This is a genomic window from Pseudomonas sp. RL_5y_Pfl2_73 (genome assembly GCF_963970515.1).
GTDB lineage: Bacteria > Pseudomonadota > Gammaproteobacteria > Pseudomonadales > Pseudomonadaceae > Aquipseudomonas.
This window is the reverse complement of record NZ_CAXAPD010000005.1, coordinates 258612-272179: the sequence shown is the minus strand read 5'-3', so window position 1 is coordinate 272179 and position 13568 is coordinate 258612. Positions and strand designations below refer to the sequence as shown.

Annotated in this window: 13 protein-coding genes; 5 read left to right on the top strand and 8 right to left on the bottom strand. The window is 59.9% G+C overall.

Annotated elements, in window-relative coordinates; genetic code table 11:
• Positions 1-5 precede the first annotated feature (5 nt).
• The 3 genes from AACY42_RS07335 to AACY42_RS07325 form a co-directional block, all read right to left on the bottom strand.
• Positions 6-1103: an amino acid ABC transporter permease gene (locus tag AACY42_RS07335; RefSeq protein ID WP_339478184.1), complete on the bottom strand. Its 1098-nt coding sequence runs from the start codon at positions 1101-1103 to the stop codon at positions 6-8.
• A gap of 10 nt (positions 1104-1113) precedes the next feature.
• Positions 1114-2295, bottom strand: a complete 1182-nt coding sequence (locus tag AACY42_RS07330) for an amino acid ABC transporter permease (RefSeq protein WP_339478182.1) — start codon at positions 2293-2295, stop codon at positions 1114-1116.
• A 65-nt stretch (positions 2296-2360) separates the two neighbouring features.
• A complete protein-coding gene (locus tag AACY42_RS07325; protein ID WP_339478180.1) occupies positions 2361-3392 on the bottom strand; it encodes an amino acid ABC transporter substrate-binding protein in 1032 nt (343 codons plus the stop codon).
• Positions 3393-3865: 473 nt separating this feature from the next.
• Between AACY42_RS07325 and AACY42_RS07320 the strand changes: the two genes are divergently transcribed.
• Together AACY42_RS07320 and rhlB are read left to right on the top strand one after the other, a co-directional pair.
• A complete protein-coding gene (locus tag AACY42_RS07320; protein ID WP_339478177.1) occupies positions 3866-4522 on the top strand; it encodes an alpha/beta hydrolase in 657 nt (218 codons plus the stop codon).
• A 99-nt stretch (positions 4523-4621) separates the two neighbouring features.
• A complete protein-coding gene (rhlB, locus tag AACY42_RS07315; RefSeq protein ID WP_339478174.1) occupies positions 4622-6097 on the top strand; it encodes an ATP-dependent RNA helicase RhlB in 1476 nt (491 codons plus the stop codon).
• Positions 6098-6177: 80 nt separating this feature from the next.
• On the opposite strand, the gene ltrA is transcribed toward rhlB, so the two are convergent.
• Positions 6178-7569 (bottom strand): group II intron reverse transcriptase/maturase, encoded by a 1392-nt coding sequence (ltrA, locus tag AACY42_RS07310; RefSeq protein WP_445261737.1) that lies wholly within the window; start codon positions 7567-7569, stop codon positions 6178-6180.
• 574 nt (positions 7570-8143) lie between these two features.
• Here ltrA and AACY42_RS07305 point away from each other — a divergent pair.
• The 3 genes from AACY42_RS07305 to AACY42_RS07295 all read left to right on the top strand — a co-directional run bounded on the left by AACY42_RS07305 (position 8144) and on the right by AACY42_RS07295 (position 11081).
• Complete coding sequence (locus AACY42_RS07305; RefSeq protein ID WP_339478172.1) at positions 8144-9091, top strand: ornithine cyclodeaminase family protein; 948 nt, start codon at positions 8144-8146, stop codon at positions 9089-9091.
• Between the two features lie 147 nt (positions 9092-9238).
• Positions 9239-10366, top strand: a complete 1128-nt coding sequence (locus AACY42_RS07300) for an NAD(P)/FAD-dependent oxidoreductase (protein ID WP_339478169.1) — start codon at positions 9239-9241, stop codon at positions 10364-10366.
• 88 nt (positions 10367-10454) lie between these two features.
• A complete protein-coding gene (locus AACY42_RS07295; RefSeq protein ID WP_339478167.1) occupies positions 10455-11081 on the top strand; it encodes a helix-turn-helix transcriptional regulator in 627 nt (208 codons plus the stop codon).
• A gap of 123 nt (positions 11082-11204) precedes the next feature.
• On the opposite strand, the gene AACY42_RS07290 is transcribed toward AACY42_RS07295, so the two are convergent.
• The 4 genes from AACY42_RS07290 to moaC form a co-directional block, all read right to left on the bottom strand.
• On the bottom strand, positions 11205-11981 hold the full coding sequence (locus AACY42_RS07290) for an ABC transporter substrate-binding protein (protein ID WP_339478164.1): 777 nt from the start codon (positions 11979-11981) through the stop codon (positions 11205-11207).
• A gap of 242 nt (positions 11982-12223) precedes the next feature.
• Positions 12224-12676 carry a molybdopterin synthase catalytic subunit MoaE gene (gene moaE, locus AACY42_RS07285; protein ID WP_339478162.1) on the bottom strand — a complete coding sequence of 151 codons (453 nt, stop codon included), beginning with the start codon at positions 12674-12676 and terminating at the stop codon, positions 12224-12226.
• A gap of 3 nt (positions 12677-12679) precedes the next feature.
• On the bottom strand, positions 12680-12922 hold the full coding sequence (locus tag AACY42_RS07280; protein WP_339478160.1) for a MoaD family protein: 243 nt from the start codon (positions 12920-12922) through the stop codon (positions 12680-12682).
• The gene (gene moaC / locus AACY42_RS07275; protein WP_339478157.1) at positions 12919-13392 is read right to left on the bottom strand and encodes a cyclic pyranopterin monophosphate synthase MoaC; all 474 of its coding nucleotides are present in this window, start codon (positions 13390-13392) and stop codon (positions 12919-12921) included. Before moaC ends, AACY42_RS07280 begins: the two co-directional genes overlap by 4 nt.
• Positions 13393-13568 lie beyond the last annotated feature (176 nt).

The window sequence follows — 13568 nt, the reverse complement described above, 5'->3', positions numbered from 1 at the left end:
AACTCCTAACGCTTGTGGCCAGTGTCCAGCTTGCGTTCCAAATGCATGGAATAGCGGGACATACCAAAACAGAAAATCCAGAACACCAGGGCGGCGAACACATAGCCTTCAGTCGCCATGCCCAGCCATTTCGGGTCGGCGGCGGCTTGCTTCACGCTGTTGAGCAGGTCGAACAGACCGATGATGATCACCAGGCTCGTGTCCTTGAACAATGCAATGAAGGTGTTGACGATACCCGGAATCACCAGCTTCAGGGCTTGCGGCAAAATCACCAGGCCCATGCTGCGCCAGTAACCCAGGCCCATTGCCGCAGCCGCTTCGTACTGACCCTTGGGAATGGCTTGCAGGCCACCGCGCACCACTTCGGCCACGTAGGCCGACTGGAACAGGATCACCCCGATCAGCGCCCGCAGCAGCTTATCGAAGTTCATGCCTTCGGGCAGGAACAGCGGCAGCATCACCGACGACATGAACAGTACAGTGATCAACGGCACGCCGCGCCAGAACTCGATGAACGTCACGCAGACGACGCGAATCGCTGGCATGTTCGAGCGCCGACCCAGGGCCAGGACGATACCCAGCGGCAATGCACCGGCGATACCGACGGTGGCAATCACCAGGGTCAGCATCAGGCCGCCCCATTGGCTGGTTGCCACGGTCTTCAGGCCGAATACGCCACCGTGCAGCAGGCACCAGGCGATGATCGGGTACAGTACCAGAAAGCTCAGGCCGTAGACCGCCTTACGCGGGAAGCGCGAGATGAACAGCGGCGCAACACCGAGCACGGCCAGCCACACGGTCAGATCAACGCGCCAGCGCAGGCCCGTCGGGTAATAGCCGTACATGAACTGGCCGAAACGCTGCTGGACGAACACCCAGCAGGCGCCGTCCTTGGTGCAGTCGGCCTGCGTGGTGCCGACCCAGTTGGCATCGAGGATCGCCCAACTGAGGATCGGCGGGACCACCAGGTAAATCAGGTAGAAGGCGAACAGCGTCAGCAGCGTATTGAGCCAGCTGGAGAACATGTTCGCGCGCATCCATGCCACCGGCCCGAACACTTTGCTCGGCGGCGGCATATCAGGTTTGAAAGTATGGGATGTCATGCGCTTTTCCTCACCGCTCGATCAGCGCAATGCGCTTGTTGTACCAGTTCATCAGCAAGGAAATGCTGATACTGATCGCCAGGTACACGCTCATGGTGATCGCGATCACCTCGATGGCCTGGCCGGTCTGGTTCAACACCGTGCCGGCAAACAGCGAAACCATTTCCGGGTAACCGATACCGGCCGCCAGCGAAGAGTTCTTCGCCAGGTTCAGGTATTGGCTGGTCAGCGGTGGGATGATCACACGCATGGCTTGCGGGATAATCACCTTGCGCAGGGTCGGCCCGTTGCGCAGGCCCAGCGAGTGAGCCGCCTCGGTCTGACCATGGCTCACCGACTTGATGCCCGAACGCACGATTTCGGCGATGAACGCCGCGGTGTACACCGTCAGCGCCAGGGTCAAGGCCAGCAATTCCGGGATCAGCACCCAACCACCGACGAAGTTGAAGCCTTGCAGCGTCGGCATTTCCCAACGCACAGGCGCGCCGAAGATGAGGGTGCACAGTGCCGGGATTGCCAGAAACAGCGCCAGGCCAACCCAGAATTTGTGGAACGGCTCGCCGGTTGCTTCGAAACGCTTATTCGCCCAGCGCGTCATCAGCACTACGGCAACGATGGCCAGCACGACGCTGACCACAAACGGCCAGTACCCGTCCGCAATCAGCGCGCCCGGCATGTTCAAACCCCGGCTGCTGACAAAGAAAGCGTCGCCGAAGTTATGGGCGGCCCGCGGCCCCGGCATGGTCAGGAACACCGCGAAGTACCAGAACAGGATCTGTAGCAGCGGCGGGATGTTGCGGAAAACCTCCACATAAACCGTCGCTACTTTGGCGATGATCCAGTTTTTCGACAGTCGGGCCACACCGACGATGAAACCGAGAATCGTCGCCAGGATGACACCGATGAATGTCACCAGCAGCGTATTGAGCAGCCCGATGACAAAGACGCGGGCATAACTGTCCGCCTCGGTATAGTCGATCAGGGTTTGAGCGATGCCGAAACCGGCACTACGCTCCAAGAAGCTGAAACCGGAAGTGATGCCCCGGTGCTCGAGGTTGGTCTGCGTGTTATCGAACAGAAACCAACCCAGCGAAATAACCGCCACGATGGTGACGATCTGAAATACCCACGCACGCACTCGTGGATCGCTGAGGCTGAGCCTCTGCTTAGGTGCGCCGATTGAATTTTGCATGAAGTGCCCCGCAAAGAATGGAACAGAACATCACCCGGTGGTTGGCCCACCGGGTGACAGAACCATCAGCGCACTGGTGGTGCGTATTGAATGCCGCCGTTGGTCCACAGCGCGTTCAAGCCGCGATCGATTTCCAGCGCGGTGCCTTTGCCGAGGTTGCGCTCGAACACTTCACCGTAGTTGCCGACTTGCTTGACGATCTGCACGACCCAGTCTTTCGGCAGTTTCAGGTCCTTGCCGTACTCACCGTCGGCACCGAGCATACGAGCCACATCAGGGTTCTTGGTGGACTTGGCTTCAGCCTCGACGTTTTTCGAAGTGATGCCGGCTTCTTCAGCATTGAGCATGGCGTAGCCAGTCCAACGCACAACGGCCAGCCACTCGTCATCGCCATTACGCACGACCGGGCCCAGGGGCTCCTTGGAGATGGTTTCCGGCAGAACCACATAGTCCTTCGGCGAAGCCAGCTTGCTGCGCTGGGCGAACAGCTGGGACTTGTCGGAGGTCAGTACGTCGCAACGGCCAGATTCCAGCGACTTGGCGCTTTCATCGGAGGTGTCGAAGGTGATCGGGGTGTATTTAAGGCCGTTGCCGCGGAAGTAGTCGGAAACGTTCAGTTCGGTGGTGGTACCGGCCTGGATGCAGATGGTTGCACCGTCCAGTTCCTTGGCGCTCTTGACGCCCAGCTTTTGGTTTACCAGGAAGCCGATGCCGTCGTAATAAGTAATGAAGCCTGGGAACTTCAGGCCCATGCCCGAGTCACGGGAACTGGTCATGGTGGTGTTGCGCGACAGGATGTCAATTTCACCAGACTGCAGTGCGGTGAAACGCTCCTTGGCGTTCAGTTGGCTGAATTTCACTTTGTTCGCGTCGCCGAAGACGGCGGCGGCCACAGCACGACAGAAGTCAGCGTCGATGCCCAGGATCTTGCCGGTCGAATCAGGCACCGAGAAACCCGGCAGGCCATCACTCACACCACATTGCACAAAACCTTTCTTCTGCACGGCATCCAGAGTTGCACCCGCCTGAGCGAACCCGCTGACACCAAGTACTGCTGCTGCAGTCACGACGGCCAGGGTGGATTTCAGTAACTTCATTCAAACCTCCAGTTTTGCTCTTGTTGTGTCGGAGCTCGAGCCCTGTCGCACCCTTTTGGGGCATTGCCGACCCTTGTTGGCTTTTTTTAGGGTCAACCGACGTCTGGACCTTCGCTATGAGTCTAATAATGAGGATGTCCGTAAACAGTGGTCATGCCCATCTCTCACCAATCGGCCGAACGGGCTGTAGCCCTTCACGTTCGCGAAGCCCGTAGCGGCTGTTGGCGAACATTCATCACCGGATTTCTGATATCCCATGCGTAGCGGTGAACTGATAGTGTTACCGCACAGCGTAAGAATCATCACTCAGGTACACACATAGCAAAGCCCGTACCAGACCGCTGCGCTTAGCCCTTGGAAAACACGTCAAGACAAAAACTTTCAACGTTGCGACATCTAATTAACTGAGACACCGGGCACGCACTGTAATAACGCACTGATTGGGCGCGCCCGCACAGATTTGGAGCACAACCATGACCGACCCCCTGATTCTCGAGCCCGAAAGCACCGCCGACGCGTGTGTTATCTGGCTCCACGGCCTGGGCGCCGATCGTTTTGATTTCCTGCCGGTCGCCGAAATCCTGCAGCACAGTTTGCTCAGCACACGTTTCGTTCTACCCCAGGCACCGACCCAACCAGTTACGATCAACGGCGGCTACGCCATGCCCAGTTGGTACGACATCCGGGCCTTGAGCCCGGCGCGGGCCATTGACGAACAGCAACTCGAAGTCTCGGCACAACGGGTCATCGATTTGATCGAAACCCAGCGAGCCTGCGGAATAGACGCCTCGCGAATTTTTTTGGCGGGTTTCTCCCAGGGCGGCGCGGTGGTCTATCACACGGCATTCGTGAAATGGCAGGGGCCTCTGGGCGGCGTGGTCGCACTGTCTACTTATGCACCGACTTTCAGCGATGAACTGCAATTGTCGGCCAGCCAGCAACGCATTCCGGTCCTGGCGCTGCACGGGCAATACGACGAAGTGGTACTCAACCCCATGGGCCGAACCGCGAAAGAGTATTTAACGCAACATGGTGTCACCGTGATATGGCAAGAATACCCAATGGGCCACGAAGTGTTACCCGAAGAGATCCGCGACATCGGCACCTGGCTGGCCGAGCGGTTGCGCTAATGAGGCTGATCACCACACCGGTCCTTTGACGATCACACTACGCCGCGCCCGTTTCTTGCATTACACTGGCCGGCGTACATTCCTTAACCAATCGATGAGATGACCGTGCTCAAAGCACTCAAGAAGATGTTCGGTAAAAGCGAGGCCGAGCAACTCGCGCCTGGCTCCACTGCGCCGACCCACGGCCCGAGCCGTACCGATGCACAACAACCGCGCCGCACTGCACCTGTTGCAGGCGCGACAAAAGAGTCGGTGACGCCGCCGACCGCCCAGCCTGTCACCGCCCCGGCAGCGGAAAAGTCACGCAACGAAGCCCCCAGGCCACGGCGTGAACGCGCACCGAAACCGCCGGTCGTCGCCTGGAAGCTTGAGGACTTCGTCGTAGAACCCCAGGAAGGCAAGACCCGCTTCCACGACTTCAAGCTCGCCCCGGAACTGATGCATGCCATCCAGGACCTGGGTTTCCCGTATTGCACGCCGATCCAGGCGCAGGTGCTGGGCTTCACCCTCGCGGGCAAAGACGCCATCGGTCGCGCCCAGACCGGCACCGGCAAGACCGCCGCGTTTCTGATCTCCATCATCACCCAGTTGCTCCAGACCCCGCCGCCCAAGGAACGCTACATGGGCGAGCCACGGGCGCTGATCATCGCGCCGACCCGCGAGCTGGTGGTGCAGATCGCCAAGGATGCCGCCGACCTGACCAAGTACACCGGCCTGAACGTCATGACGTTCGTGGGCGGCATGGACTTCGACAAGCAACTCAAGCACCTCGAAGCCCGCCACTGCGACATTCTGGTCGCCACGCCGGGCCGCCTGCTGGACTTCAACCAGCGCGGCGACGTGCACCTGGACATGGTCGAAGTGATGGTCCTGGACGAAGCCGACCGCATGCTCGACATGGGCTTCATCCCCCAAGTACGCCAGATCATTCGCCAGACCCCACCGAAAAGCGAACGCCAGACCCTGCTGTTCTCCGCCACCTTCACCGAAGACGTGATGAACTTGGCCAAGCAGTGGACCACCGACCCCGCCATCGTCGAGATCGAAGCCGAGAACGTCGCCAGCGAAAACGTCGAGCAACACATCTACGCAGTCGCCGGTGCCGACAAGTACAAGCTGCTCTACAACCTGGTCAACGACAACGGTTGGGAACGGGTGATGGTGTTCGCCAACCGCAAGGATGAAGTGCGGCGTATCGAAGAACGCCTGGTGCGCGATGGCGTCAACGCGGCCCAGCTCTCGGGCGACGTGCCGCAACACAAGCGCATCAAGACCCTCGAAGGCTTCCGCGAAGGCAAGATCCGTGTATTGGTCGCCACTGACGTGGCCGGTCGCGGCATCCACATCGACGGCATCAGCCACGTGATCAACTTCACCCTGCCGGAAGTGCCGGACGACTACGTGCACCGCATCGGCCGTACCGGTCGTGCCGGGGCCGCCGGGGTTTCGATCAGCTTCGCTGGTGAAGATGACTCTTATCAGTTGCCGTCGATCGAGGCGCTGCTGGGTCGCAAGATCAGTTGTGAAATGCCACCGACGCATTTGTTGCGACCGGTTGAGCGCAAGCGCCCTTAACCGTCTCTCATCGAGTAGGAGGCGGATTCACATCCGCCGTCCTCTCACACCACCGTACGTACGGTTCCGTATACGGCGGTTCAGGTTATACGGTTAAGTCGGTTTATCGTGTCCAGTATCGAGACCAGGCCGAAGTTGTCCCATCGTTTCTTCGCCAGCGCCTGATTCATATGTGACGCTCCCGAGTTCCACCATGGGCCGCGGCCATTGAACGCTGATTTGCAGGCCCGCTCCTCTTTGAGTCCCAGGCGCATCAGGTTGCGTGCCCTCGTGGAGGGCCACTTCCATTGACGCCAGAGGACGCAGCGAAGCTTGCGCCGCACCCAGCCGTCCAGTTCTTCAAGTGGCCTTCTGCTTCGGCTAAGCTGGAAATAGCCCGCCCAACCACGTAGTACCGGATTTATTCGCTCGATGATCGTAGCCATCTTGCAACCCTGTGCGCCGTGCAGCAGCTCTCTGAGCCGATCACGCAAGCGATTCAGGCTCATCGTTGCTACTTTCAGATTCGGCTGTTTATGCCAGCTCATCCCGTAACCCAAATAATCACAGACCCATGGCCGCGCCACACGGCTCTTTTCCCGATTCAGCGTTAGTTTCAAACGCTGATTCAGGAAGCGCTCAACCCCGGCCAGCACTCGTTCGCCAGCACGGCGACTGCGCACATAAATGTTCGCATCGTCGGCATAACGCACGAAGCGATGACCCCGCCGTTCCAGTTCGCGATCGAGTTCGTTGAGCAGGATGTTCGACAGCAACGACGAGAGCGGGCCGCCTTGTGGCGTCCCTTCCTGCCGTCGGCTGACGAGTCCGCCTGACATCGTTCCCGCTTCGAGATAGCGACGGATCAGTCTGAGCACACGCTTGTCTTCGATTTGACGCTCGATGTAGGCCATCAATACATCGTGATTGACCCGGTCAAAGAACTTTTCCAGATCAAGTTCCACGCACCAGCGGTGACCCACCACCACATGGGCACGGGCAGTTTCAATGGCTTGATGAGCGTTTCTACCCGGACGAAAACCGTAGCTGTAGTCCGAGAACAGAGGGTCGAAGATCGGCGTGAGCTGTTGCAGCAGGGCCTGCTGGATCAGGCGATCCACGACACAGGGTATGCCCAACTGCCGTGTTCCACCTTTGGGTTTTGGGATTTCAACAGCGCGCACACCTTGCGGGTGATACGCGCCGGCCAGCAACCGAGCCTTGAGAGTCGGCCAATACTGTTTCGTGTAGTCCGCCAGTTGATCGACCTTCATGCCATCGGCACCCGGTGCGCCCTTGTTGCTGACCACACGTCGATAAGCACGCCTGAGGTTGGCCGGTGCAAGCACCCGCTCCATCAGCGTGTCCGGCTCCGCGTTCGTCCACGTCACAGACGCCGCCGATGCCTGCGCACTGCCAGCCGCAAACCCTGGATTCCGTCCAGAGCCTGGGGTTACAGCCCTCTTGTGGAGAGATTTCTGCTTTTCGGACATTCGACGAGACTCTGACGCCTACTGGCGGCATAACCTGTTCGGCCCTTGGTGACAGAGTCATTCGTCACTTACTACGGCCTCGGCTGACTTCTGCACGCTCATCCCGCCGCCTCTCGACGCTCGGTAGCACACTGGCAAGCGTGCAGATCTCCCAGGGTAATTCGCGCGACCTTCCTGCTTATGCCTCTCGGATATACGTCACACGTTCTGTGCAAGTATCGGGCTTTGACGATTGTGGCCGTCTTACCCCACTGTACCGCCTCATCCGCTTCCTATTCGTCAGGCCAGCATTTTGCCTCAGGCTTCCTTCAGATTCGCAGTCACCCGCGACACCCTTGCCTCTGGCTAACACTTCCCCTTGCCGGGTGTGTAGAGGACTTTCACCTCCAAGTCGTTCGGCTCACCACCATAGTGAGCTGAACAGCGCCAGTCACGGCGCTACGCGCCATGCCTGGCGCACCACAGAAAAAGCGCAGCCAGACAGGCTGCGCTTTTTTTGCCTCGGGATATTGCCCAACAAAACTAAAAGTCCATAATAGACAAAATAGTTTATAAAAGCGCTCCGGAGTCCACGATGTCCAGCACGCCTTATGTCATCACCCAAGCCCAGGCCCGAGAACTGCTCGGGCAAATCGACGTACCGCACATCCTGCGCAAGCTGTTCCGCGACCTCGCCGCCGGACAAGCAGTGCAGCCGCCCCAGCAACTGGTGGTATTTCCCCAGGGCGCCGGAGACTTCATCAACTACCTCGGGGTGCTGGCTGAAGACCAGGTCTACGGGGTCAAGACCTCGCCCTACATCGTGCGCGAGCAAGGCCCGCTGGTGACCGCCTGGACCTTGCTGATGTCGATGCAGACCGGCCAGCCGCTGCTGCTGTGCGATGCCGCCGAGTTGACCACCGCCCGCACCGCTGCCACCACGGCTGTTGCCGTCGATGCCCTCGCCCCGCACAACGCCCGGCGCCTGGCGGTCATTGGCAGCGGTGCCGTGGCGCGGGCACACGTGCAATACGTCAAGGGCCTGCGGGACTGGCAAGCGATCAGCCTCTATTCACCAGGCCTGAAGACCAAGTCAGCGCAAGCACTTGCCTCCATCACCGGCCTGGACCCACGCCTGCACATCGCCGACTCCCTTGAAGCCGCGCTGCATGACGCCGACGTGGTGATGCTCTGCACCTCGTCCGCCAAAGCGGTACTCGACCCGCAGACCCTGGGCAAACCGGCGCTGATCACCTCCATCAGCACCAACGCCCCACGCGCCCATGAAGTCCCCCCTCAAAGCCTCAACGACATGGACGTGTTCTGCGACTATCGTCAGACCACCCCGGGCTCGGCCGGTGAGATGCTGATGGCCGGCGAACTGCATGGCTGGGACGCGTCGCGCATTGTCGGCGATTTGCCCGAGTTGCTCAGCGGACGGGTGGCGCGCCCAAGCTATGAACGCCATGTGTTCTTCCGTTCCATTGGCCTGGGGCTGGAAGACGTTGCGCTGGCGAATGCGCTTTACCGGTTGCATAACTGACACACCCATTTCCCCTTGTGGGAGCGAGCCTGCTCGCGATAGCGGTGTATCAGATAAAAATATGTGGCTGACACACCGCTATCGCGAGCAGGCTCGCCCCCACAGGTTCTCGGAAACGCCCAGCAATGTGCTCGACAGGAGAGCTTCATGACCTCAGCAGATTTCATCATCATCGGCGGCGGCATTGCTGGTGCTTCCACCGGTTACTGGCTGGCGCCCCACGGCCGGGTCATTGTGCTCGAACGCGAATCCCATCCGGCCTACCATTCCACCGGACGCTCGGCGGCGTTGTATACCGCCGCCTACGGCACCCCTCAGGTGCGGGCGCTGACCCAGGCCAGCCGGAATTTTTTCGACGCGCCGCCAGCCGGTTTCTGCGAGCACCCGCTGCTGACCCCGCGGGGCGAAATGACCGTGGACTTCACCGGTGACCCGGCCGAGTTGAACAACCAGTACCTCAGCGCCAAGGCCACGGTGCCGCAGATGCAACTGCTCAACGCCGACGAAGCCTGTGTGCGGTTGCCGATCCTGCGACGGGACAAGGTCCACGGGGCGATCTACGACCCCACGGCCTGCGACATCGACACCGATGCGTTGCACCAAGGCTACCTGCGCGGTATTCGTCGCAATGGCGGTGAAGTGCACACCCACAACGAGGTGCAGCAATTGAGCCGCGATGACCAGGGGTTATGGCAGGTGAAAACCGCCAACCAGACGTTCACGGCACCGCTTCTGATCAATGCAGCAGGTGCATGGGCCGATCACATTGCCGAAATGGCCGGCGCCCGGAAGCTGGGGCTGCAGCCCAAACGGCGTGCGGCCTTCATCTTCGCCGGGCCCGAAGGTGTGGACATCCATGATTGGCCGATGCTGGTGAGCCTGGACGAATCCTTCTACATGAAGCCCGACGCCGGCATGTTCCTCGGCTCGCCGGCCAACGCCGACCCGGTGGAACCCCATGACGTACAGCCGGAAGAGCTGGACATCGCCATGGGCATCTACCAGATCGAAGAAGCCACCACCCTGACCATCCGCCGCCCGACCCGCACCTGGGCCGGCTTGCGCAGTTTCGTCCCCGACGGTGACCTGCTGTCCGGTTTCGATCCTCAGGTGCCCGGGCTGTACTGGGTCGCGGCCCAGGGTGGCTACGGCATCCAGACTTCGCCGGCCATGGGCCAAGCCAGCGCGGCGCTGGTGCGTGGCGAACCGCTGCCCGAGGCCCTGGCCCGTTTCGGCCTGACCAGCACCATGCTGTCACCCAGGCGCCTGGGATGAACCCACTCAGGTGACGCATCGCCACGATTGCGGCACACTCCCCCGCGCCCCTGCTTCACGGGGCGCCGACGCTGCCTGGAGCCCTGCCATGAACACCCCTCACCCCGATCCGGCACTGGATAATTTCCGTACCATCGCCGACGCTATCGCCACGCTGTTCTACCCCCACGCCGAAGTGGTACTGCACGACCTGCGCAGCCAGAAAGTCGATTACATTGCCAATAACCTGTCCAAACGTGAAATTGGCGATGACTCGTCCCTGGAAGACATGCTCAGCGAGGACGTCAGCGAACGTAACATCGGGCCCTACGAAAAATTGAACTGGGACGGACAGAAGATTCGCAGCCTCAGCAGCGTACTGCGCGACGCCGACGGGCATCCGCTGGCGGTGCTGTGCATCAACCTGAATATTTCGCTGTTCGAGAATGCCAAGGCCGCGCTGGATCTGTTCCTGTCGCCCGGCAAGTTGATTCCTCAGCCGGATTCACTGTTTCGCGATGACTGGCAGGAGCGAATCAACACCTTCCTGCATGCCTGGATGCGCGAGCGTCAATTGAGCCTGAACCTGCTGACCCGCGACCACAAACGCGAGCTGGTGCTGGCGCTGCATGCCGAGGGCGCGTTTAAGGGCAAGAGCGCGTCCAACTACGTGGCCAATGTGCTGAACATGGGGCGGGCGACGGTGTACAAGCATTTGAAGGAGTTGAAGGGCTGAGGTTTTGTGTTGCCTGGCCTGACGCATTCGCGAGCAGGCTCGCACATTTGATCTCATTGCACACAGACATCGTGTACGACGCAAATCCCCTGTGGGAACGAGCCTGCTCGCGATAGCGATTGATCAATCGCCGTAGATGTCTGACTTGAAATATTTGCCCTGAATCTTCTGATACTCCCCATTGGCCCTAATCCCATCGATGGCCTTGTTCAAGTCCGTCACCAGTTGGGTATTGCCCTTGCGCACCGCGATACCGGCTCCTTCGCCGACGTATTTTGGGTCCTTGAGCTCGGGGCCGACAAAGGCGTAACCCTTGCCACGGGGCATCGACAGGAAGTCCTCCAGCGGAATGGTGTCGGCGAAAATCGCGTCTAGGCGACCGGATGCCAGGTCCATGTAGATTTCTTCGTTGTTGCTGTAGCGCTTGACGATCACACCCTTGGGTTCGAAGACTTCAGTGGCGTAGCGGTCAGTGGTGGTGGCCCGCTGCACACCGACGGTCTTGTCCTTGAGGCTGGCGTACTGGTCATCGACCACCGCCCCTTCCTTCATGACCAGGCGCGATGAGGTGAAGTAATACTTGTGGGTGAAATCCACCGATTTCTTGCGTTCTTCGGTGATGGTCATGGACGACAGCGCCAGGTCGATCTTCTTCACCTTGAGCGACGGAATCAGCCCGTCGAACTCACCTTCGATCCACTCGCACTTGACCTGCATCTGCGCGCACAGGGCATTGCCAATGTCGTAGTCGAAGCCCTCGATCTTCCCTTCCGAGGTCTTGGAAGCAAAGGGCGGGTACGCCGCCTCGATGCCGATGCGCAAGGTTTTCTCAGCGGCGAACAGGCTGCTTGAGGCCAACAGGCTCAAGGCCAGGCCGGTGATGAGGGGGAGTTTTTTCATGATCGATCTCTCGCGGGTTGTTGTTGGTTTGGCAGAGAAAGGTAGGGCGATGACTTTGTATGTACTTATAAGTCCATACTGGACTTTAATGTACATACCGTCAATTGGGGAAACAGGGGAATGTGATGGGAGGTTGCTGGCCCCTTCGCGAGCAGGGGAATCCGTGTCGTACACGACATTCGTGTGCCACGCCGATCAAATGTGGGAGCGAGCCAGCTCGCGATAGCGGACCATCAAGCTGCTCACTGCTTCCAGCGATCCGCCGCCGCATGATCACTGTCCCGCCCTTCGACCCAGCGCGGACCGTCGACCGTGTTTTCTTTCTTCCAGAACGGCGCTCGGGTCTTGAGGTAGTCCATGACAAAGGCGCAGGCATCGAACGCCGCCTGGCGATGGGCACTGGCCGCTGCGACGAAGACAATTGGCTCGCCCGGTTCCAGGGCACCGATACGGTGCAGCACCTCCAGCTTGAGCAGCGGCCAGCGCTGCTCGGCCTCGACGGCGATCTTGCCCAGGGCCTTTTCGGTCATGCCCGGGTAATGCTCCAGGAACATCCCGGACACATCGAGGCCGTCATTGAAGTCACGCACGTAGCCGACAAAACTCACCACCGCACCCACGCCGACATTGGCCGCGTGCATCGCGTTGACTTCATCCCCTGCGTCGAACGGTTCGACCTGCACACGAATAGCCATGGTTCAGCCTCCGGTCACGGTGGGAAAGAACGCCACTTCATCGCCGTCCGCCAGCGGTTCGTCGAGCTGGCACAGGTCTTCATTGCGCGCGCACATCAGGTTTTGTTCCTTCAGCACCTCGGCCCCGTCACGCTGGGCAAGCAGCACGCGCACATCGTCGACCGTGGCGAAATCGCCTTCCACCTTTACCGAATCCACGCCAAGCGCTTCACGGTAACGGGCAAAGAACTTCACGGTGATTTTCATGACGCATCCGCCTGGAAGTGACCGCTCTTGCCGCCGAGTTTTTCCAGCACCCGCACGCCTTCGATGGTCATGCCACGGTCGACGGCCTTGCACATGTCATAGATCGTCAGTGCCGCGACACTGGCGGCGGTGAGGGCCTCCATTTCCACGCCGGTCTGCCCCGACAGTTTGCAACGGGCGACGATGCGCACCCGGTCCTCACCTTCGGCATTGAGCTCGACCTTGACGCCAGTGAGCAGCAGCGGGTGGCAGAGCGGAATCAGGTCACTGGTTTTCTTGGCAGCCTGGATGCCGGCAATACGTGCGACGGCGAACACATCGCCCTTGGGGTGACCGCCGCTGACGATCATCTTCAGCGTGTCGGGCAGCATGTGCACAAAGGCCTCGGCCGTGGCTTCACGGAACGTCACGGCCTTGTCGGTCACGTCGACCATATTGGCGCGACCTTGGGAATCGAGATGAGTCAGCACAGGGTTACTCCTGATCGGGAGTGTCGATTGTAAACCCGTGGGTCAGATTCCGGCAGGGCTGATTGTCGCACCTGCTTCCCTATTGGATCTGTAACTGCAAATCCCCTGTGGGAGCAAGCTCGCACAGGGTTTTCGTTTACCCATAAAAACCGGGCGACCATAGGGTCGCCCGGTTT

Bases quoted from the DNA above. Each gene is read 5' to 3' on its own strand.
- AACY42_RS07335 (WP_339478184.1), bottom strand. From the start codon at position 1,103: ATGACATCCCATACTTTCAAACCTGATATGCCGCCGCCGAGCAAAGTG.
- AACY42_RS07330 (WP_339478182.1), bottom strand. From the start codon at position 2,295: ATGCAAAATTCAATCGGCGCACCTAAGCAGAGGCTCAGCCTCAGCGAT.
- AACY42_RS07325 (WP_339478180.1), bottom strand. From the start codon at position 3,392: ATGAAGTTACTGAAATCCACCCTGGCCGTCGTGACTGCAGCAGCAGTA.
- AACY42_RS07320 (WP_339478177.1), top strand. From the start codon at position 3,866: ATGACCGACCCCCTGATTCTCGAGCCCGAAAGCACCGCCGACGCGTGT.
- rhlB (WP_339478174.1), top strand. From the start codon at position 4,622: ATGACCGTGCTCAAAGCACTCAAGAAGATGTTCGGTAAAAGCGAGGCC.
- ltrA (WP_445261737.1), bottom strand. From the start codon at position 7,569: ATGTCCGAAAAGCAGAAATCTCTCCACAAGAGGGCTGTAACCCCAGGC.
- AACY42_RS07305 (WP_339478172.1), top strand. From the start codon at position 8,144: ATGTCCAGCACGCCTTATGTCATCACCCAAGCCCAGGCCCGAGAACTG.
- AACY42_RS07300 (WP_339478169.1), top strand. From the start codon at position 9,239: ATGACCTCAGCAGATTTCATCATCATCGGCGGCGGCATTGCTGGTGCT.
- AACY42_RS07295 (WP_339478167.1), top strand. From the start codon at position 10,455: ATGAACACCCCTCACCCCGATCCGGCACTGGATAATTTCCGTACCATC.
- AACY42_RS07290 (WP_339478164.1), bottom strand. From the start codon at position 11,981: ATGAAAAAACTCCCCCTCATCACCGGCCTGGCCTTGAGCCTGTTGGCC.
- moaE (WP_339478162.1), bottom strand. From the start codon at position 12,676: ATGGCTATTCGTGTGCAGGTCGAACCGTTCGACGCAGGGGATGAAGTC.
- AACY42_RS07280 (WP_339478160.1), bottom strand. From the start codon at position 12,922: ATGAAAATCACCGTGAAGTTCTTTGCCCGTTACCGTGAAGCGCTTGGC.